General features: G+C 73.8%; 19 protein-coding genes. 5 read left to right on the top strand and 14 right to left on the bottom strand.

Features of this window, described 5'->3' with window-relative positions; genetic code table 11:
- Positions 1 to 151: 151 nt before the first annotated feature.
- The 13 genes from moeZ to RWE79_RS25465 all read right to left on the bottom strand — a co-directional run bounded on the left by moeZ (position 152) and on the right by RWE79_RS25465 (position 15,134).
- A complete protein-coding gene (gene moeZ, locus RWE79_RS25525) occupies positions 152 to 1,330 on the bottom strand; it encodes an adenylyltransferase/sulfurtransferase MoeZ (protein ID WP_475942395.1) in 1,179 nt (392 codons plus the stop codon).
- Between the two features lie 115 nt (positions 1,331 to 1,445).
- Positions 1,446 to 2,222, bottom strand: a complete 777-nt coding sequence (locus RWE79_RS25520) for a spherulation-specific family 4 protein (protein WP_475942394.1) — start codon at positions 2,220 to 2,222, stop codon at positions 1,446 to 1,448.
- A complete protein-coding gene (locus tag RWE79_RS25515; RefSeq protein WP_475942393.1) occupies positions 2,210 to 3,106 on the bottom strand; it encodes an NAD-dependent epimerase/dehydratase family protein in 897 nt (298 codons plus the stop codon). Before RWE79_RS25515 ends, RWE79_RS25520 begins: the two co-directional genes overlap by 13 nt.
- The gene (locus RWE79_RS25510; protein WP_475942392.1) at positions 3,103 to 4,329 is read right to left on the bottom strand and encodes a hypothetical protein; all 1,227 of its coding nucleotides are present in this window, start codon (positions 4,327 to 4,329) and stop codon (positions 3,103 to 3,105) included. The genes RWE79_RS25515 and RWE79_RS25510 overlap by 4 nt, the downstream gene beginning before the upstream one ends.
- Complete coding sequence (locus RWE79_RS25505; protein WP_475942391.1) at positions 4,326 to 6,122, bottom strand: DUF3492 domain-containing protein; 1,797 nt, start codon at positions 6,120 to 6,122, stop codon at positions 4,326 to 4,328. The genes RWE79_RS25510 and RWE79_RS25505 overlap by 4 nt, the downstream gene beginning before the upstream one ends.
- Before the next feature lie 135 nt (positions 6,123 to 6,257).
- A complete protein-coding gene (locus tag RWE79_RS25500; RefSeq protein WP_475942390.1) occupies positions 6,258 to 7,118 on the bottom strand; it encodes an alpha/beta hydrolase in 861 nt (286 codons plus the stop codon).
- 85 nt (positions 7,119 to 7,203) lie between these two features.
- Positions 7,204 to 8,787 (bottom strand): dipeptide ABC transporter ATP-binding protein, encoded by a 1,584-nt coding sequence (locus RWE79_RS25495; RefSeq protein ID WP_475942389.1) that lies wholly within the window; start codon positions 8,785 to 8,787, stop codon positions 7,204 to 7,206.
- Positions 8,784 to 9,773, bottom strand: a complete 990-nt coding sequence (locus tag RWE79_RS25490; protein ID WP_475942388.1) for an ABC transporter permease — start codon at positions 9,771 to 9,773, stop codon at positions 8,784 to 8,786. Before RWE79_RS25490 ends, RWE79_RS25495 begins: the two co-directional genes overlap by 4 nt.
- Positions 9,770 to 10,753, bottom strand: a complete 984-nt coding sequence (locus RWE79_RS25485; protein WP_475942387.1) for an ABC transporter permease — start codon at positions 10,751 to 10,753, stop codon at positions 9,770 to 9,772. Before RWE79_RS25485 ends, RWE79_RS25490 begins: the two co-directional genes overlap by 4 nt.
- The gene (locus tag RWE79_RS25480) at positions 10,750 to 12,462 is read right to left on the bottom strand and encodes an ABC transporter substrate-binding protein (protein ID WP_475942386.1); all 1,713 of its coding nucleotides are present in this window, start codon (positions 12,460 to 12,462) and stop codon (positions 10,750 to 10,752) included. Before RWE79_RS25480 ends, RWE79_RS25485 begins: the two co-directional genes overlap by 4 nt.
- 146 nt (positions 12,463 to 12,608) lie before the next feature.
- Positions 12,609 to 12,701, bottom strand: coding sequence for an Ms4533A family Cys-rich leader peptide (locus RWE79_RS25475; protein WP_475942385.1), 93 nt, complete (start codon positions 12,699 to 12,701; stop codon positions 12,609 to 12,611).
- A 72-nt stretch (positions 12,702 to 12,773) separates the two neighbouring features.
- A complete protein-coding gene (locus RWE79_RS25470) occupies positions 12,774 to 14,051 on the bottom strand; it encodes a DUF3152 domain-containing protein (protein ID WP_475942384.1) in 1,278 nt (425 codons plus the stop codon).
- Between the two features lie 96 nt (positions 14,052 to 14,147).
- Positions 14,148 to 15,134 (bottom strand): alpha/beta fold hydrolase, encoded by a 987-nt coding sequence (locus tag RWE79_RS25465; RefSeq protein ID WP_475942383.1) that lies wholly within the window; start codon positions 15,132 to 15,134, stop codon positions 14,148 to 14,150.
- A 154-nt stretch (positions 15,135 to 15,288) separates the two neighbouring features.
- On the opposite strand from RWE79_RS25465, the gene RWE79_RS25460 reads away from it, so the two are divergent.
- The 4 genes from RWE79_RS25460 to RWE79_RS25445 all read left to right on the top strand — a co-directional run bounded on the left by RWE79_RS25460 (position 15,289) and on the right by RWE79_RS25445 (position 17,049).
- Positions 15,289 to 15,516, top strand: a complete 228-nt coding sequence (locus RWE79_RS25460) for a hypothetical protein (RefSeq protein WP_475942382.1) — start codon at positions 15,289 to 15,291, stop codon at positions 15,514 to 15,516.
- 169 nt (positions 15,517 to 15,685) lie between these two features.
- The gene (locus tag RWE79_RS25455; RefSeq protein ID WP_475942381.1) at positions 15,686 to 16,324 is read left to right on the top strand and encodes a TetR/AcrR family transcriptional regulator; all 639 of its coding nucleotides are present in this window, start codon (positions 15,686 to 15,688) and stop codon (positions 16,322 to 16,324) included.
- A 105-nt stretch (positions 16,325 to 16,429) separates the two neighbouring features.
- Positions 16,430 to 16,660, top strand: a complete 231-nt coding sequence (locus tag RWE79_RS25450) for a DUF3107 domain-containing protein (protein ID WP_475942380.1) — start codon at positions 16,430 to 16,432, stop codon at positions 16,658 to 16,660.
- A 110-nt stretch (positions 16,661 to 16,770) separates the two neighbouring features.
- Positions 16,771 to 17,049, top strand: coding sequence for a hypothetical protein (locus RWE79_RS25445; RefSeq protein WP_475942379.1), 279 nt, complete (start codon positions 16,771 to 16,773; stop codon positions 17,047 to 17,049).
- 54 nt (positions 17,050 to 17,103) lie between these two features.
- Here RWE79_RS25445 and RWE79_RS25440 read toward each other — a convergent pair whose 3' ends face one another.
- Positions 17,104 to 17,841 (bottom strand): ferritin-like fold-containing protein, encoded by a 738-nt coding sequence (locus RWE79_RS25440; protein WP_475942378.1) that lies wholly within the window; start codon positions 17,839 to 17,841, stop codon positions 17,104 to 17,106.
- A gap of 512 nt (positions 17,842 to 18,353) precedes the next feature.
- Between RWE79_RS25440 and RWE79_RS25435 the strand changes: the two genes are divergently transcribed.
- Positions 18,354 to 19,979, top strand: a complete 1,626-nt coding sequence (locus tag RWE79_RS25435) for a DEAD/DEAH box helicase (RefSeq protein WP_475942377.1) — start codon at positions 18,354 to 18,356, stop codon at positions 19,977 to 19,979.
- Positions 19,980 to 20,090: the final 111 nt, after the last annotated feature.

The following is a 20,090-nucleotide window of genomic DNA, read 5'->3' as shown; positions in this document are numbered from 1 at the left end:
CGCGCCCCGTCGACCGGGATCTGCCGCTGACGCCCGGGGCGGTCACTTCGCGGCGATCGAGGCGCCGGAGCTGCCGACGGGTGGCATACGGGAGTTCTTCGGGAAGATGCGGTGAGCATGCGGCGGGTGGGCCGCATGCTCACCGGCCGCGTCAGTAGACGGGCTTCTGCGGCTCGACGGTGTTGACCCAGCCGATCACGCCGCCGCCGACGTGCACGGCGTCGGCGAAGCCCGCGGACTTCAGCACGGCGAGGACTTCCGCACTGCGGACACCCGTCTTGCAGTGCAGGACGATCTTGCGGTCCTGCGGGAGGTCCTGGAGGGCGTCGCCCATCAGGAACTCGTTCTTCGGGATCAGCTTGGCGCCCGGGATCGAGACGATCTCGTACTCGTTCTGCTCGCGGACGTCGATGATCTCGATCTTCTCTTCGCTGTCGATCCACTCCTTGAGCTGCGCCGGAGTGATCGTGGAGCCCATGGCGGCCGCCTGCGCCTCCTCGCTGACGACGCCGCAGAAGGCCTCGTAGTCGATCAGCTCGGTGACGGTCGGGTTCTCGCCGCAGACCGCGCAGTCGGGGTCCTTGCGGACCTTGACCTGGCGGTACGTCATCTCCAGGGCGTCATAGATCATCAGCCGGCCGACCAACGGGTCGCCGATGCCGGTGAGGAGCTTGATCGCCTCGGTGACCTGGATGGAGCCGATCGACGCGCACAGCACACCGAGGACACCGCCCTCGGCGCAGCTGGGGACCATGCCCGGCGGCGGGGGCTCGGGGTAGAGGCAGCGGTAGCAGGGGCCGTGCTCGGACCAGAAGACGGAGGCCTGGCCGTCGAAGCGGTAGATCGAACCCCAGACGTACGGCTTGTTCAGCAGCACGGCGGCGTCGTTGACCAGGTAGCGGGTGGCGAAGTTGTCGGTGCCGTCGACGATCAGGTCGTACTGGGCGAAGATCTCCATCACGTTGTCGGCTTCGAGCCGCTCCTGGTGAAGGACGACGTTCACATAGGGGTTGATGCCCAGGACGGAGTCCCGGGCGGACTCCGCCTTGGAGCGGCCGATGTCGGCCTGGCTGTGGATGATCTGGCGCTGCAGGTTCGACTCGTCGACCTCGTCGAACTCCACGATGCCGAGCGTGCCGACACCGGCTGCGGCCAGGTACATCAGCGCCGGCGAGCCCAGCCCGCCGGCGCCCACACACAGCACCTTGGCGTTCTTCAGCCGCTTCTGCCCGGCCATGCCCACATCGGGGATGATCAGGTGGCGGGAGTACCTGCGGACCTCGTCGACGGTGAGCTCGGCAGCCGGCTCGACCAGGGGTGGCAGCGACACGAAGACCTCAACAATGCAGGTGGTCGGTAAAGCAGTACGGGTGGTCCTCCCCGTAACACTGCCACGCCCTACTTCATTCCGAGACCGTCATCCCGAGGGGCGAGACGGTTTTCGGTCACATACTGGGCGGCGGCTGGCTCCTCAGCATCCGCGAGGCCTCGTCCCAGTATCCCGGCAGCCCGTCCCAGGCCGCGTGTTCACCACGGTCGGTGAAGAACACCGTGGCCGCGCCCTGCCAGCGGGCCACGCGCATGGCGTTGTCCAGGTGCGGGGCCGGGACGCCGTGCACCATGTGACAGAAGCGCTCCGGAGGGTGGCCCGCGGTCCACTGCGGGGCCTCGGACCAGCGGTACCGCGCCCACGGCCCGCTGAAGGTGACCAGCTGGTCGGCGACCTCCGCATAGCCGGGGTAGGGGTACCGGCCGTGGCCCAGCACGATGTGGCCGGGACCGCCGGCACCGCCGTCACCGCCGGCGGACCCGAGCAGCGCGCGCAGGGTGGCGACGACCCGGCGGCAGTCGGCGAGCCCGTCGCGGGTGGCCGGGGCCCGGTCGAGGCAGAAGCCGTCGACCCGGTACCAGTCCAGGTAGTGGTGGGCGTCGCGGACCAGTTGGGCGAAGGGACGGCCGCCGTAGCGGGCGTCCAGAACGCCCAGGACCGGCACCGCGGCCTCGCGCAGCCGCGCCACCGCCGACGCGCACAGGGGGTCGGACCGGGCGCCCGGCCCGCGCGAGACATTGAGCGCCACCCAGTGCAGCGGTGCCCCCGGACGGGCCAGCTCGGCCCATTCGGCCGGGGCCACCAGCGGGTGGGCGTGGGCCGGTACCCCGAAGCCGAGCCGGTCGCTGCGGCCGAGCGCGCTGCGCGGGCCGGTGGGGGTCAGACGCGGCATGCCGCCTCCATCCAGACATCGGCGAGCGACTCCTCCAGGGCGATCCGCGGCCGCCAGCCGAGCCGGTCGCGCGCGGTGCGCACGTCGGCCTGCTGCCAGGCCCCGCAGCCGTCGGGGTAGGCCACGGGCGGGTCGTCCAGCTCGTGCAGGACGCCCTGGTAGCCCGCGGCGTGTGCCAGCGCGGCCGCCACCTCCCGCATGCGCACAGCCCGGCCGCCCCCGATGTTGACCACGCCCTGCGCGGCCGACAGCGAGGCGGCGTGCACCGCCCGCGCCACGTCCCGTACGTCGATGAAGTCCCGCTGCACACCCAGGCCGGCGAGCTTCAGCTCACCGTCCCCGCTCTGCATCGACCTGCGCAGCGCGTCCGCGAGCCGGCCCAGCGGGGAGCCGGTCGGAGTGCCCGGGCCGACCGGGGTGAAGACGCGCAGCACCACCGCGTCCAGCCCGGAACCGAGGACGAGTTCGGTTCCGGCGAGCTTGCTCACCCCGTACGGGCCGCCGGGGCGCGGCACCGCGTCCTCGGCGGTGCACGAGCCGGCGGGCGACGGCCCGTACTCGGCCCCGCAGCCGAGCTGCACCAGCCGGGCGGTGGCGGCGCTGCGCCGCAGGGCCTCGCAGACGCTGGCCACGGCGATGGTGTTGTGCCGGGTCAGATCGCGGGCGCCGCCGCGGATGGCACCGGCGCAGTTCACCACGACCCCGGGATGGACGGCGTCCATGAAGCGGGCCAGGGCGCCCGGGCTGCCGGTGGACAGGTCGAACCGGACGTCCGCGTCGTCGCTGCGCCCGAGGGTGGTCAGCTGGACGGCGGGGTCGGCGAGCAGCCGTTCTGCCACATGGCGCCCGAGGAACCCGTCGGCGCCCAGCAGGAGGACTCTCATCGTTCATTGCTCCAGATCAGATGGTCTTGTGGGGTGTGGGCCGAGGCCCGGGCGAGCACGACCAGCGCGTACGTGGCCAGGACGAGCGCGGCACTGCCGCAGGCCGTCGTCGCGACCACGTCCGCGCCGACCGGCAGTCGGTGGGAGAGGAGCGCCGCCAGGGCCAGGCCCTCGGCGGCGCATGCGATGCCGGTCGCGGCGACCGCGGCGCCCGGGAAGCCGTGCACGGTGAGCAGGCGCGCGGTGAACAGCAGCAGGCCCAGTGCGGCGGGCCCGGCCAGCGCGGCAGGCGTGACCCGGATCCCGGCGACCGTGAACGCGGCGCAGAGCAGGGCCAGTTGCGCGAGGAGGAATACGGTCAGAGTGCCCGCGAGCAGCGGCCTGACCGCCCCCGCGAACTCCCGCAGGCCTCGGCTCGGCCCCAGGTGCGCCCGGGCCCGCCCGGCGAAGCGGTGTGCGCACCACGCGGCGGGGGCCGCTGCCAGGGCCAGGGCGGTGAGCGCCGCCGTACCGGCCGGGGTGAACACACCACCGGCCGCCCGGCCGCCGGCCGCGCGTTCCGCGTACACCGCGAAGGCCGGCAGCCAGCACGTCCACAGCACCCCGCCCGCCGCCAGGCGGCCCGGCGCCCTGAGCGGGCCCGCCCGCAGGACCCCGATCAGCGCGACCAGCGCCAGCGGCACCGTGACCAGGCCGGCCGCAGGGCCCGCCGCCCGGCCCAGGAGGGCGCCCGCCACGCAGACGGCGCCGGGGAGCAGATGCAGTACGAACCTCGGCGACCCGGCACGCCCCCGGGGCCGGGGAGGCGGCGGCGCCCCGGGCGCCCGGGGCGGCGGCGCCGGCACCGCGTGGGGCACCCGGGCGTAGAGCTCCTCGGCCAGCCCGAACACGTCCCGGTGCCGGAAGTGTCCCGCCGTCCGGTCCGTGAACCCCTGGGCCTCCAGCCCCGCGGCGATCTCCAGCGGGTCCACCGCGCTTGCGCAGAGGGCGCTATGACGATGCATCAGTTTTCTTACGGGGTCGGCGGGTCCGCGCCCCGGGACGGACCGGGGGCGGCGTTCCGGGGAGCCCGGCGGGCCCTGCGGCTCCGGCGCGTTGGACGGCTTCGGCGGGTGCGGCGGCTGCGGCGGCTCGTCCGGCGGGTCCGGCGGGTCCGGCGGCTCGTCCGGCTCCCCTGGTCCGGCGACGGCCTCCGGCAGCGAGGCACCCTGTTGTGTGGTCATGCCGGGTCCTCCCCGGTGGTCGTACCGGCGAGCGCGGGTTCGCGCAGCGCCCAGGCGGGGGCGGTCCAGCGGCCGGGCACATGGGCCTCGGCCGGGTGCGCGAAGGGCACCGGCTCGGCCATCGGGGCGGCGGCGTGGTGCGCGACGAGGTCGAGGTAGATCTCGCGGAAGGCCCGCAGGTTCTGCTCGACGGTGAAGAGCTCCAGGGCGCGCTCCCTGGCGGCCGCGCCCAGCCGGTGCCGCCGCTCGGGGTCGCCGAGCAGCGCGAGGCACGCCTCGGCCAGGGTCCGGGGGTTGCGCGGGGGGACGACCAGGCCGGTACCGCCGATGACCTCGCGTACGGCTCCGACATCCGTGGAGACCGTGGCCCGGCCGCAGGCCATCGCCTCGACCAGGGTCACCGGGAAGCCCTCGACGACGCTGGACAGGACCACCACATCCCCCGCCGCGTACGCCTCCGCCGGGCCGGCCACGCCCGGGGCGCCGAGTTCCTCGAAGGAGACGGGGCTTTCACCGACGCTGACCGCGTCGGCGGCCTCGTCCGGGAAAAGCTGGGCGGCCAGCCCCTGGCAGTGGGCGAGGTAGCCGGCGGAGGCGGGACCGGTGGCGAGGGCGCCGTGGATCACGCGGAGCCGGGCGCGGGGCAGGGTGCGGCGGACAGTGGCGAAGGCGTGGAGCAGGGCGATCAAATCCTTGCCCGGGTCGACTCGGCCCACCCAGACCAGGGTGGCCCCGGCCCCGTCGGCAGCGTCGGCCCCCGCGGCAGCGTCGGCCCCCTCGGCCCCCTCGGCGGAGGCGCGCCCGGCCGCACCATCCGCACCGGCCGCCTCGGCCTCAGCCTCGGCCTCAGCCGCCCCCGCCCGCTCCCCCGCACCGCCCCCGCTCTCCGGGGGAGCCGCGAGTGTGTCCAGCCCCGGGTAGCCGGGGTGGACGGTACGGATCCGGGCCCGGTCGGCACCGCAGTGCTGCTGCCAGCGGCGGGTGTGCGCGTTGCCCGGGGTGACGGCGGCGGCCTCCCGGTAGGCCTCGCCGGCCAGCAGCCGGTGGAAGGCGGCGAGCAGGGCGCGTACGGGGGCCGGGAGCCCGCCGGTGTGGTGGGCGAGCAGCGTCTCGCGGAGCCGTGGCCCGTACTCGGTGACCAGCAGCGGTGTGCCGAAGAACCGTTTGGCCAGCAGTCCGGGCAGCACGGCGGGGCCGCCGGAGACCGCGTGGCACAGATCAGCCGCGGCCAGGGCCTCCCCGTACGGCTCGTACCAGGGCGCGGACAGCGGCCGCAGCGCCCGTTCCAGCCGGTCGGCGGCGGTCAGCAGGTCATGGGCCCCGGCCGCGCCGACCAGGGGGCGCACGCCGGGCGCACGGCAGGCGTCCTCCAGCGCACGCAGCGCGTGCTCGGAGCGCAGCAGGGCCGGGAGTCCGCCGTCCTCGCGGGCGAGTTCCGCGAGGTCGTACAGCGCGGCGGCGAACCGGTCCGCCACGGCCGCCGGGGCCGCGCCGCACTCCGCCAGTGCCCCCGCCAGCTCCCGGAACCGTGCCAGCGCGAGCGACCGCCGGCGCCGGGCCCGGACCGGCACCGCGGCCTCCTCGGGCAGCAGCCCGTGCAGCGGCAGGGTCCGTACGTACGCGGCGTTGCGCGGCGGCGCGTACCGGCCGGCGGTGGCCGCCGGTTCGGTGCGCGCGAGCGCGTAAACCTCGAACTGATGGCCGGTGAGACCGCGGACGAGCCGGTCGCACCAGGCGCCACCATCGCTCCGCGCGTACGGATAGCCACCCTCGGTGAGTAATGCGATGCGCACGTGCGCCCCCCTTCTTCGTCCTCGACTCGGCGCGTTGACGGTATGCCGGGCGGGCAGTGGCGCGTTGGACGGTTGTCCGCCACGCCACCGGAAGGGGTGAACGCGCGTAACCTTCGGTTGCGTCAGGCGTTGCGGCTATGCATGGGCGGCGATCCGCTCACCGACGAAGCTCAGCGCGTCGGGCGCGACGCGCCGCCAGTAGCCCGGGTCGTGCGCCCCGTGCCCGAAGGAACCGGCGCCGGGGAGGACCCTGGCGGCCAGTGCGCGGGCCGAGGCGTGGAACGGGTCCTCCTGCCCGCACCACAGCCCGATGTCGCGTCCGGGCACGCGCAGCCCGGCGGTGTGCCGCAGTGGTTCGACCGCCGCCCACTCCCGGCGGGTGGCGAACGGGCCTACGGCGTGGGCGTCGGCCCAGTTACGGAAAAGAGCCGGGCTCAGCAGCGCGACGGCGCCCAGTCCGGCGCGCTCGCGGGCGTACAGCAGCGATCCGAAGCCGCCCATGGATATCCCGAGCGCCGCGGCCGGTTCGGTGCCCAGCCAGCCGGGCAGCTCCTCCAGCAGCATGCGCTGGGCGGGTCCGTACCAGTACGAGGAGTCGCCGCCGTCGACCGCGGCCAGCAGGAAGGGCTCGGTGCCGGCCCGGACCGCCTGGGTCAGGAACCGCGGCATGCCCAGCCCCACGAAGCCCTCCGCGGACGAGCCCCGCCCGTGCAGCATCACGCAGACCGGCAGCCGCGCGGCCTCGGCCGCGGAGATCCCGTGCGGCGCGATCGTCACGAGCCGGGCCCGCGTGCCGCGGGCCTTCGAGGTGACCTCGCGGCGCGTGATCCGCCCCGCCGCAACGTCGGGCACCGTCCCGACCGGCCCGGTCCAGCCGAGGCGACGGCGCAGCGCGACACTGCCGGGCAGCACTTCGGTGGCCACCCCGGCGCCGCCGGCCGCCGTGGCCACCGCCGCCGCACTCGCTCCGCCGATGATGAATGCGCGTCGCCGCACGCGGTCTCCTCTTTCTCGGTCCCTCGGGCAAAGCTCCGACGGGCCAGGGTACGTACCGGCGCGCGCACCCCGGCCCGGCGGGGCCTCAGGCGGTGACCAGCGCCCGCCGGGCCGCCCGCCGGGCCGCCGACTCGGCCGGGTCCAGCACCGGGACGGCCGCCAGCAGGCCCTGGGTGTAGGGGTGCCGGGGGTCCTCGTAGACCTGGTCGGCGGGGCCGTCCTCGACGACCCGGCCGGCCCGCATCACCAGGACCCGGTCGCTGACCTGCCGTACGACGGCGAGGTCATGGGCGACGAAGACCAGTGACAGTCCCAGGTCGCGCTGGAGTTCCGCCAGCAGGGCGACGACCTGGGCCTGGGTGGTGACGTCGAGGGCGGAGACCGGTTCGTCACAGACCACGAGCCGTGGCCCGGGGGCCAGCGCGCGGGCGATGCCGACGCGCTGGCGCTGGCCGCCGGAGAACTCGTGCGGGTAGCGGTCGTACCAGGCGGGGTCGAGTCCGACCCGCTCCAGCAGTTCGCGTACCCGGGCGACGACGGCGCGGTCGTCGAGTTCGCGGGCGGCGCGGAGCGGGTCGGCGATGGACTCGCCGATGCTGCGGCGGGGGTTGAGGGAGGAGACCGGGTCCTGGAAGACCATCTGCAGGGCGCGGCGCGGAAGGTGGTGGCGCAGTTCGCCGCCGGTGGGCTCCAGCAGCCCGACGAGCATCCGCCCCAGGGTCGTCTTGCCGCTGCCGGACTCGCCGACGACGCCGAGGGTCTCGCCGCGCCGCACGGTCAGCGAGACGTCGTCGACGGCGACGGTCCGGCCTCCCCGCCGGCCGAACTCGCGCCGCAGGCCGACCGCTTCGAGCAGTACGTCCTCCTGCGGCGGGCGCGGCGGCCGCACCGCGTCGACCCGGGGCACGGCGGCGACCAGCGCGCGGCTGTACGGCTCGCGCGGGGCGCTCAGTACACCGGCGACGGGACCGTGTTCGACGGCGCGGCCGTCCTTCATCACCAGGACCTCGTCGACGCTGCCGGCCACCACGCCCAGGTCGTGGGTGACCAGGAGCAGGCCCATGCCGGTCTCGGCCCGCAGGTCGTGCAGCAGGTCGAGGATCTGGGCCTGGACGGTGACGTCCAGCGCCGTGGTCGGTTCGTCGGCGATCAGCAGCCGGGGCTCGCAGGCCAGGGCCATCGCGATCAGGGCCCGCTGCCGCATGCCGCCGCTGAACTCGTGCGGGCGGGAGCGGGAGCGCCGGGCGGCGTCGGGGATGCCGACCCGGTCCAGCACCCGCACCGCCCGTTCACGGGCGGCCCGCCGGCCGGCCCGGGAGTGCACCCGGTACACCTCGGCGATCTGGTCGCCGATGGCGTAGTACGGGTCGAGGGAGGACAGCGGGTCCTGGAAGACCATGGCGGCCCGGCCGCCGCGCAGCCGGCGCAGCTCGGCGTCGTCGGCGGCGTTCACATCGGTGCCGTCGACCAGGACGGAGCCGCCGGTCCGCGCCCCGGTCCCCCGGTGCAGGCCCAGCAGGGCGTACGCGGTGGCGCTCTTGCCGCTGCCGGACTCCCCGACGATGCCGAGGGCGCCGCCGGGCGGCAGGGTGAAGCTCAGTCCGTCCACGGCGCGCACGTCGGACGGAAAGTCGACGGTGAGGCCGGTGACCTCCACCAGAGGTGTCATGCCAGGACCACCCGTCGGTCGGCCAGCGCGTACAGGACGTCCGCGAGGGCGTTGGCGAGTACCACAAAGAATCCGGTGACCAGCACCAGCCCCACCACGATCGGCAGGTCCTTGCTCTGCACGGAGGTGACGAGCTTCTGGCCGAGCCCGGGCAGCCCGAACAGCGTCTCGGTCAGGACCGCGCTGCCGAACATCGTCCCGAGGTCCATCGCGGAGAGCGCGATCACCGGGGTGAGCGCGCCGCGCAGGGCGTGCCGCACCGTGATGGCCCGCTCGCCGACCCCGTAGGCGCGGAAGGTGCGGATGTGATCCTCGGCGAGGGTCTCCAGCATGGAACTGCGCGTCAGGCGCGCGTACTTGGCGGACTCGATGAGCCCGAGCGCGAACCACGGCAGCAGCATGTTCCAGAACCACCCCTGCGGGTCCTCGGTGAGCGGTACGTAGGTCGGGAAGGGCAGCCACTGCAAGGTGGCGCAGAAGACCATCAGCAGCACGATGCCGACGACGAAGACGGGGGTGGCGGTACCGGCCAGGGTCAGCGCGGTGAGCGCGCGTTCGGTGAACCGGCCCCTGCGCAGAGCCGACAGGACGCCGGTGCCGACGCCGAGCACCGTCCACACCACGAGCGCGCCCAGCGCGAGGGAGGCGGTGGCGGGCAGCTTCTCGACGATGACGGAGGTGACGGGCCGGCCGCTCTGGTACGACAGGCCCAGGCAGGGCGCCGCGCAGTGGGCGACGGCGGTGCCGGTGCTGTAGTCGTGTCCGGCGACCAGGCCCTGCAGGAAGTGCCCGTACTGCACATGGACGGGTTCGTCGAGGCGGAGCTGCTCGCGCACCGAGGCGACCTGCGCGGGGCTGCACTTCTCGCCGCAGGCGATCTGGGCGGGGTCGCCGGGGGCGAGGTAGAAGATCGCGTACAGGACGGCGGAGAGCGCCAGCAGGACCAGGACGGCGCTGCCGAGGCGGCGCAGGACGAAGCGGGTCATCGGACGGTCTCCTCGCGCTGCCGGCGGCGCCCGGTGCCCACGTTGAGCCGGCCGGCGGCGCGCGGGTCGAGGGCGGTGCGCACGCCGTCGCCGAGCAGGGTGAAGGACAGCACGGTGACGAAGAGCGCGGCGGCGGGCAGCAGGACGTACATGGGGTCGGCCTGGTACCAGGTGGTGGCGGTGGAGAGCATCTGGCCCCAGGAGGGGGTCGGCGGCTTGACGCCGACGCCGAGGAAGGACAGGCCGGCCTCGCTGACGATGTTGGTCGGCAGCAGGATCGCGGCGTAGGTGATGACCGGCGCGGCCAGCGAGGGCAGCAGTTCGCGCCGGGCGATCCGCCAGGTGCCCGAGCCGCCGAGGCGGGCGGCGGCGACGTAGTCCAGGGACTTCAGGGTGAGCGTCTGGGCCCGTACGATCCGGGCGGTGCCGCCCCAGCCGAGCAGGCCGATGACCAGCATCAGCAGCACCGGGCGCGGGAAGCCGTCGGGCACCACGGCCATGAGCGCGATGGCGAGGACCAGCCCGGGCAGGGCGAGCATGAAGTCGGTGGTGCGGCCCAGCAGGTTGTCGGTGAAGCGGTTGCCCAGGCCGGACGCGAGGCCGACCCCGACGCCCAGCAGCACCTGGACGACGGTGGCGCCGAGGGCGACGACCAGCGAGACCCGGGAGCCCTCGGTCAGGCGCGCGAACAGGTCCCGGCCGGTGCCGGGTTCGACGCCGAGCCAGTGTTCGGCGCTGACGCCGCCGAAGGAGCCGAGCGGTACGCCGCCGGAGGCGGAGTCGACCAGGGCCGCGTGGTACGTGGTGGTGTCCTGGCCCTCGGCGGCGGCGAGCAGCGGGGCGGCCACCGCGACCAGGACGAGCAGCGCGATGACGGCCGAGCCGGCGGCGGCCGCGCGCTGTGCGCGCAGCCGCCGCCAGAACTGCCGCGCGCCGGGCGGCGGGGCCGCCGCGCCGGACGCCGTCGGTTCGGTGGTCACTTGACCGCGACCTGCGAGGGGTCGAGGACGCCGTCCCAGCCGCTGATGACGATGTTCCTGACGTCCTTGCCGTACAGCCGCTTGTAGACCGGGTGGAAGAGCGGCACGACCAGGGCCCGCTCGCCGAGCTTCTTGTCCAGGGCGCCCCAGCGGGCGGCGGCGGCCTTGGCGTCGGTGAGCTTGTTGATCGCGTCGATCTCCTTGTTCACCGACGCGTCGTCGAGCTGCGCGTAGTTGAAGTTGGAGCCGTCCTTGACGATCTGCCGGCCGTCGAAGAGCGGGGCGAGGAAGGGGCCGCCGGAGGGCCAGTCGGCACCCCAGTGGGCGAGGAAGAAGCCGGGTTCGGTGCCGATGTCGGCGATCTTCTCGCGGTAGGCGTTGTCCTCCAGGCCGTCGAGCCGGACGGTGATACCGGCCTTCTTCAGCGCCTCCTGGACGGCGGTGGCGATCTCGGGGCTGGTCGCGAAGTCCTTGGCGGTGGAGTGGGTGAGGGTGATGGTCAGGCCCTTGGCGTAGCCGGCCTCCTTGAGCAGCGCGCGGGCCTTGGCGGCGTTGCCGCCGCTGCCCGCCGGGAAGGCGTCGTAGGGCGTGTAGCCGTAGGACGCCTGCTCGGGCAGCACGGTGGTGGCGGCCTTGGCGAGCGCGGAGCCGCCGGCGGCGTTGACGACGGTGGTGCGGTCGACGGCGTACGAGATGGCCTCGCGCACCTTGGCGTTGTCGAACGGCTTCACCTTCGGGTTGAAGGCGAGGTAGTTGATGTAGCCGAACTGCCCGGTTCCCACCCGGCTCGCCAGGCTCTTGTCGGCGGTGACCTTGGCCAGCTCGGCGGGGCCGAGGTTGGTGTCGGTGGTGATGGCCGCCGCGTCCGTGCCGGAGCTGGTGGCCAGCCGCTGGTTGATCACGGTGGAGGACAGCCCGGAGCGTACGTCGATCCGGTCCGGGTAGGCCTTGCGCTCGGTGTCGGTCTTCGCCGACCAGTGGGTGTTGCGGACCAGGACCAGGTGCTCACCGTCGTTCTCGTTCTTCAGCACCTTGTACGGGCCGGAGGATACGGGGTGTTCCTCGTACTTGGTGCCGGTGTCCTTGGCCTTCGGGACCGGCGCGAAGGAGGTCTGGGTGGCCAGGAAGGGGAAGTCGCCCTCGGACTTGTTGAGGTGGAAGACGATGGTCTTCGCGTCCGGGGTCTCGATGGAGTCCAGGCCGGCCTTGTCCTTGTACGGGCCCCGGTAGTCGGTGCCGCCGATCAGCCAGTCGCGCAGGTACGGGGCGCCGCCGGACAGTTCGGCGGCGAAGGAGCGCTCGATGCCGTACTTGATGTCGGCGGCGGTGATGGCCGTGCCGTCCTCGTACTTCAGGCCGTCCTTGAGGTGGTAGGTCCAGACGGTGGCGTTGCCGCTGGGCTCGCCGGTGGTGGTCGCCAGGTCCGGCACGACCTTGGCGCCGGCCGCGCCGTTCTCCCGGTTGCGGGTGGTCAGGGTGCGGAAGACCAGCGAGGGGATCTTGCCGCCGCCGGAGGTGTAGAGCCGGGCCGGGTCGAAGTCCTCCTGCGGCTGGCTGTTGAGGACGGTGAGCGTGCCGCCCTTGTGGGCGGTGCCGCCGCCGGCGCCGGCGCCGCTGTCCTGCGGGCCGCACGCGGCGGCCCCGCCGGTCAGGGCCAGTACGACGGCTGCCGCCGCGGCGCGGCGTGGTGGGACGGACAGTGGGCGCATGGGGGTGACCTTTCGCGGCGGCGAGCCGGGGGAAAACGGCGGCAGGGCATGACGGAGCCGGCCGGAATGACAGGTTCCGAACCGGTGGGAGCGCAGCGGGACGCGGAGGCGGAACAGCCGCCTCTACGCGTCGGGCGAGCGGGTGGTCAGCGACAGAGGATGTCGGCCACGGTGTGCCCGGTCACGCCGATGAGCGCCAGCTCAAGGCTGACGTAGCGAGGTGCGTGACGACCGGACATGAGAAAAAGATTGCGTGATGCATGTGTCCGATGTCAAAAAAGGATGAGCGTACGACCGGAGAGTGGGCCGCGTCACCCCTTGGGGTAGGGCCACGGATTGGGCTTGCAGGTCACCCCGTTCAGGGTCAGCCACTTCGTCTGCTGCATCATCACCGGGGCGAGCGCGCCGTTCCTCGGGCACACATCGTGGCGGTGCCCCAGCCGGTGACCGACCTCGTGGTTGATCACCATCTGGCGGTACATGAGCATCCGGGCCGAGGTGTACGTCTTCGAGCCCTGGGCCCAGCGGTAGGCGTTGATCATCGTGCGCGCGGTCGACGCCGAGTCGCACGACACGTTCTCGACCGAGGTGTCGAGACCGGACTTGGCACACCACTCGGCCGTCGTGCCCGGGCTTGCCAGCGTCACTACGGCGTCGGCCCGGCCGCTCGACACCCGCTCGAAGGTCATGGTGCCGCCGTGGCCCCAACTGCGCTTGTCGTTCAGGGTCTTGAAGACGGCCTCGGCGAAGACCCCGCCGTCCAGCGGCAGTCCCTCCTCGACGTCGACCCGGACCCGGTACACCGTGCCCTTCCCGGGCGCCTTCTGGTGCCCGCCGACGGTGCGGAACCGCCCGGACAGGGCGAGGTCCGCCTTGAGCGGGTAGGCCTGCCGCATCGCCTGGTCGTACGAGAGCGTGGCCACCGGCGCCGAGGGCGAAGCGGAGGCCGACGGCGTCGACCGCCCGCCGGAGGACGCGGCCGCGCCGTCGGTGGCGCGGGTGGTACCGGCCGACGCCCCGGCCTCGCCGCTCTGCTTCCCGGTTCCCGCGAACTGCCCGGCGACGACCACGGCGAGCACCGTCACCACGGCGGCCGCCGCCGCGCCACCCAGGGCACGGCCGCGGCCGCCGCCCGGTCCGGGCTCCTCGGCGGCGGATTGCGGGCCGGGACCCGGCGGACCGCCGGCCGGACCGCCGGCCGGGGCGTCGAAGGCGTCGACGAACTCCTTGCGCGGCCCCGGGATCCGCGCCCGCGGCCGCTGTCGGCCCGGCATCCGGGGCGAGGCCGGCGGGGCGGGGAAGGGGGTGTCTCTGTCACCCTCCAGAAGCTCGCCCAGGTCCGGTTCGAGCAGCCCGGAACCGGCCGGGCCGGACTCCCAGGAGTCGGCGGCACCCCAGGCCGTGTGCTCGCGGTGCTCGGGGTGGGCGAGGGCCCACTCCGGACGGCGGCCACGGGCCGGCGGCGGCGGGGTGGCCGTGCCTTCGCCGGCGCGGCCGCGGCCGCCGGCCCGGCGGCGCCCGGAGCCGGGAGCGGCCTGGGACGGCGGGGGGCCGCCGGGCACGCCCGTGGTCCCGGAGAACCCGGACATCCCGGGTATCCCGGGTATCCCGGATGCCCCGGATATCCCGGATGCGTCGTCACTGCGGCCGTCACGGCCGCCCGGTGCGCTGTGCCTGCCCATCGGCTACTTCAGGCCCCCGCCCGTCTCGCTCGTCCGGTGTGTCTCGTCCAGCAGGTCCCGTACCGCACGGGCCACCAGATCGGGGTGCTCCATCATCGCCACGTGGCCGCTGTGCGGCAGCGCCAGCAGCCGCGAGTCCCGGAAGGCCCGGCTCGCCCGCCGCGCCATCCGGAAGGACACCAGCTTGTCCCGGCCACCGTAGACCAGCAGGGTCGGCGCGAGTACGCGTTCGGCCTGACGCCACAGCGACTGCTGGCCGCCGAGGGTGTACGCGTCCAGCACCCCGCGCGCCGAGCGCGACAGCGCGTCCCAGAAGTACGGCAGCTCCGCCCGGCGCCGGTACTCCGACGCGTGCTCGGCGAAGACCTCCTCGCTGACCAGGTCCGGCTCCCCGTAGCAGAGCGCCAGCAGCTCCCGCGTACGCCGTTCCGGCGCCCAGTCCCGGGTCGCCCGGGTGACCAGGGCGGCGACACCCGGCACGCCGAGCAGCCCGGTGGGCAGCGCGCTGCGCTGCGGCGGCAGTTCCGGCAGGGCGGGTGAGACCAGGGTCAGCGTCCTGACCAGGTCGGGCCGGACGGCCGCGACCTTGGTGGCCACCGCCCCGCCGAGCGAGTTGCCGAACAGGTGCACGGGGCCGCGCCCGCCGGTCTCCAGCAGCCGTACGACCGCCCGCGCGTGCCCGGCCACCGAGTAGTCGCCGTCGTCCGGCGGCGGGGAGTAGCCGAAGCCCGGCAGATCCAGCGCCTCGCAGCCCAGCCTCTCGTCCAGCACGGCCATGAGCGCCGACCAGTTCGTCGACGAACCGCCCAGGCCGTGCACGAACAGGGCCGGCTCCCGCCCCTCCCCCGCGTCCGCGCGCGACCGCACGGTGAGCGTCAGGCCCGGCAGGACCACCTCGCGCACCGCCTCCCCCTCGCCGGCTCTCGGCCCGGAGGGCGGCACGGGCACGGCGGCGGCGAGTACGGCCTCGGGGGATTCCGTCGACGACATGCGCGCAATATTACGAGACGATCACGCGTGCGATCACCTGTTCGCCCTCACAGGTCCTCCGCATTGGTTGTCGCTCTGCACCTCCGGGCACTCTCTCCTACGCTCGCTAGGTAGGGGGATGTGAACGGACGGGAAGCGCGAGAGAGGACGAGCCGTGTCCGACGACACCGATACATTCGAAAACGCCTTCGACAGCGAAGCTCACGAGGGCGACGACAACGAGCTCGACCTGGAGGCCCCCGAGGCCGACACCGCGGAACAGCACATCGAACTGCTCCAGCACCGCGACGTCCCGATCACCGAACGCCCCGACGACGCCGATCCGGCGGACGCCGCCGACCAGAGGCGGGTCGTGGAGCTGGACGAGGACGACTACCGCTAGAGGCCGGCCGGGCACGGCCCGCAGCAGCGTGCCGGGCGGCCCCGGGAGGCCCCGGGAGGCCGCCCCGGAGTACCGGGTGCTGAGAATGTGCGTTCGGGCGGCGCTATGTGCCCCTACTGAAAAGTACGATGGCCACCGCATGCACTGAACGACACACTTGGGAGGCGGCGTGACAGCCATCGAGCAGACAGAGGCAGCGCGCCCACGGGGCACGCGGCTTCCGCGCCGAGCCCGTCGGAACCAGCTGCTGGGCGCGGCCCAGGAGGTGTTCGTCGCCCAGGGTTACCACGCCGCCGCGATGGACGACATCGCCGAGCGGGCAGGGGTCAGCAAGCCCGTGCTCTACCAGCACTTCCCCGGCAAACTCGATCTGTACCTGGCCCTGCTGGACCAGCACTGCGAGTCCCTGCTGGAGTCGGTGCGCACCGCGCTGGCCTCCACCACCGAGAACAAACTGCGCGTCCAGGCCACCATGGACGCCTACTTCGCGTACGTGGAGGACGAGGGCGGCGCCTTCCGGCTGGTCTTCGAGTCCGACCTCACCAACGAGCCCGCGGTACGCGACCGGGTCGAGAAGGTCTCCCTGCAGTGCGCCGAGGCCATCTGCGAGGTCATCGCCGAGGACACCGGGCTCTCCACGGAACAGTCCATGCTGCTGGCCGTCGGTCTCGGCGGCGTCTCGCAGGTCGTCGCCCGCCACTGGCTCGCCAGCGGCAGCCCCGTCCCCCGTGACCAGGCCGTCCAGCTGCTGACCTCCCTGGCCTGGCGCGGTATCGCCGGCTTCCCGCTGCACGGCGCGGAGCACTGAGTCCTTGTTCGCTGTAGGCGTGCGGTCATCGCGATCAGCACGCCGCGTACGGGGCTAATGTTTGCTTCGTACACAGCACCGCCAGACCATCGGAGGGACAAAGCCGTGGAGGTCAAGATCGGCGTGCAGCACGCGCCGCGCGAGATCAACATCGAGAGCTCGCAGTCGGCCGAGGAGGTCGAGAAGGCGGTATCGGACGCCCTCTCCGGCGCTTCCAAGCTGCTGAGCCTGAAGGACGAGCACGGCCGCAAGGTGCTTGTGCCCGCCGACAGGCTGGCATACGTCGAGATCGGCGAGCCGGCCGCCCGCAGGGTCGGCTTCGGCGCCTCGCTCTAGGCCGTGTTTTGGGCGCGTGCGTTCACGCATTCGCGCCCGACGCAGTTTTGGCGCCCCGGGGGGCGGGGTAGGACCGTCATCGTCCGCCACGATCCCCCGGGAGGGCCACAATGTTGTGGGAAGCGCTCGCCTTCGTCGCACTGGGGCTGGCCGCCGCGTACGGCGCGGTACGGCTGCGTCCCGAGCGTCTGCCCGGCCGCGCCCTGGTGCTGGCCACCGGCCCGGTCGCCGCGCTGGTCGGCGGCCTGCTGGCGCACACCGTCCTCGGCCCCGGCCATGTGCTGCTGGGCCTCGCGGCGGCCTTCGCCGTCGCCGCCGCCCTGCTCTCGCTGCTGATCCGCCCGGCGGACCGGCAGGGCCGCAGGCCGTCATCCCCGCACCCCGCCTAGGCCGTGCTCCGGTGCCCCCGGTCCGGTGACTGAGGGCACGGCACAGCCACCGCCCTACGCGGCCAGCCCCAGCGCGGCCATCCGCTTGGTGTGCGCCTCGGTGATCCGGGTGAACATCCGGCCGACCTCCGCGAGGTCGAAACCGTCCGCGACGCCGCCCACCAGCATCGTGGAGAGCGCGTCGCGGTCCGCGACGACCCGCTGGGCCTGGGACAGGGCCTCGCCCATGAGCCGGCGGGCCCACAGCGCGAGCCGGCCGCCGACCCGGGGCTCGGCCTCGATCGCGGCGCGGACCTTCTCCACCGCGAAGGACGCGTGACCGGTGTCGTCGAGCACCGACAGCACCAGCTCACGGGTGTCGGAGTCGAGCCGGGCCGCGACCTCACGGTAGAAGTCGGAGGCGATCGAGTCGCCGACGTACGCCTTGACCAGGCCCTCCAGCCAGTCCGACGGCGCGGTCTGCCGGTGGAACTCGTCGAGCGCCGCCGCGAACGGCTCCATGGCCGCCGTCGGCTCGGCCGCGATGGTGGTGAGGCGGTCCCGCAGCTGCTCGAAGTGGTGGAACTCGGCGGTGGCCATCGCCGCGAGCTGCGCCTTGTCGGACAGGGTCGGTGCCAGCTTCGCGTCCTCCGCGAGGCGCTCGAACGCGGCCAGTTCGCCGTAGGCCAGCGCGCCGAGCAGATCCGTCACGGCGGCGCGGTACTGCGGTTCGGCGGAGGCGGCGGCCCAGTCGAGGGCGGCGATCCCGGTCGGCGCGGGAACAGGTTCGGTGGTCTCGTCAGGCGTCTCCATGCTGGGCACAATAGCCCGCCCGGGCTGGGCCGCGACCACGCCGTGCGGGGGCGCCCGGCGACGGTGTCCCGTACCCCGGGCCGTACCCCGTCCGCATCCCGGGAAAATCCGTCCGCCGCGGCTGCGTGATTCCGGGGTACAGTGATATGAGCCCGCCGGTATCGCACAGGCGGGTGAATGCATGAAGCACATGAATGCAATGGATGCCCGGTCGCTGGCCCGATCGGCTCCACGACCGCCCTCCTCACATGGGGAGGGGCCCACTTTGCGGCATGAGCCAGGTACGAGGGCAGTGGTCCCGCGCTTCTCAGCCACCCACGGCTGTGTACTCACCCCTTGCGCGGTCAGCGCCACCAGTGCGCTCGACCCCCTTCACCGCTCAGCGTCGCGCACGAAAAAGAAGAGGCAGCGTCCTGACTACCACCACGACTTTCCGCAGTCTGGGGATCCTTCCCGAGACCGCCGAGGCCCTTGAGGCCGTCGGCATCATCACCCCGTTCCCGATCCAGGAGATGACGCTCCCCGTCGCCCTCGCGGGCAACGACGTCATCGGCCAGGCCAAGACCGGCACCGGCAAGACGCTGGGCTTCGGCCTGCCGCTGCTGGAGCGCGTCACCGTACCGGCCGACGTCGAGGCCGGCCGCGCCCGGCCCGAGGACCTCGTCCCGGGCCCGCAGGCGCTGGTCGTCGTCCCCACCCGCGAGCTGTGCCAGCAGGTCACCAACGACCTGCTGACCGCCGGCAAGGTCCGTAACGTCCGCGTCCTCGCGATCTACGGCGGCCGGGCGTACGAGCCCCAGGTCGAGGCCCTCAAGAAGGGCGTCGACGTGGTCGTCGGCACCCCGGGCCGGCTGCTCGACCTCGCCGGGCAGAAGAAGCTGAACCTGGGCCACGTCCGCGGGCTCGTCCTCGACGAGGCCGACGAGATGCTCGACCTCGGCTTCCTGCCGGACGTCGAGAAGATCATGGACATGCTGCCGCCCAAGCGCCAGACGATGCTGTTCTCGGCCACCATGCCGGGCGCCGTCATCGGCCTGGCCCGCCGCTACATGTCGCAGCCCACGCACATCAGCGCCACCTCGCCGGACGACGAGGGCGCGACGGTGGCCAACATCACCCAGCACGTCTTCCGCGCCCACAACATGGACAAGCCCGAGCTCGTCTCGCGCATCCTCCAGGCCGACGGCCGGGGCCTGGTGATGGTCTTCTGCCGTACCAAGCGCACCGCCGCCGATGTCGCCGAGCAGCTGGAGAAGCGCGGCTTCGCCTCCGGCGCGGTCCACGGCGACCTCGGCCAGGGCGCCCGCGAGCAGGCGCTGCGTGCCTTCCGCAACGGCAAGGTCGACGTCCTGGTCTGCACCGATGTGGCAGCCCGCGGCATCGACGTCGAGGGCGTCACCCACGTCATCAACTACCAGACGCCGGAGGACGAGAAGACCTACCTCCACCGCGTCGGCCGCACCGGCCGCGCGGGCGCGTCCGGTATCGCCATCACGCTGGTCGACTGGGACGACATCCCGCGCTGGAAGCTCATCAACAAGGCGCTGGACCTGCCCTTCGACGAGCCGGAGGAGACCTACTCCACCTCCGAGCACCTCTACGAGCTGCTGGGCATCCCGGCCGGCACCAAGGGTGTCCTGCCGCGCGCCGAGCGCACCCGTGCCGGGCTCGGCGCGGAGGAGGTCGAGGACCTCGGCGAGACCGGTGGGCGTGGCGGCCGTGGCCGTAAGCCCGCCGCCGCCGCGGCACCCGCCGTGGAGGAGGAGCGTCCGGCCCGCACCCGTACCCCGCGCCAGCGGCGTCGCACGCGCAGCGGCCAGTCGGTCGAGGCGGAGGCCGCCCTGGCCACCGCCGAGGGGGTCACCGAGACCCCGGCTGCCGCCCCGGTCGACGCTCCGGCCGAGGTGGCGGAGGACGCCGCCGCCAAGGCGGCTCCGCGCCGCCGCCGTCGGACCCGCACCAGCACGGTCGTCGCCCAGGCCGAGCCGGCCGGCGCCGTCGAGGCCGCCGCCCCGGCGGCTCCCTCCGCGGACGCGGTCTCCGACGACTCGTCCGCCGAGGCCGCGGACCCCGCCGAGGCCAAGCCGGCCCGGCGTCGCCGCCGCACCCGCGCGGGGGCCGGTGCCGGCGAGAGCTGACACCCGCCCGACATCCGCCTCCCCGGAAGGGCCGGTCACCGCGAGGTGGCCGGCCCTTCCGGCATGTCCGGCCCCCGGACCGGGCCCCGGCCCGGACCGGCATACGGACGG

Source organism: Streptomyces sp. RLA131, assembly GCF_056270125.1.
Note: the sequence above shows the minus strand (reverse complement) of the source record. Positions and strands in the feature narration are given on the sequence as shown.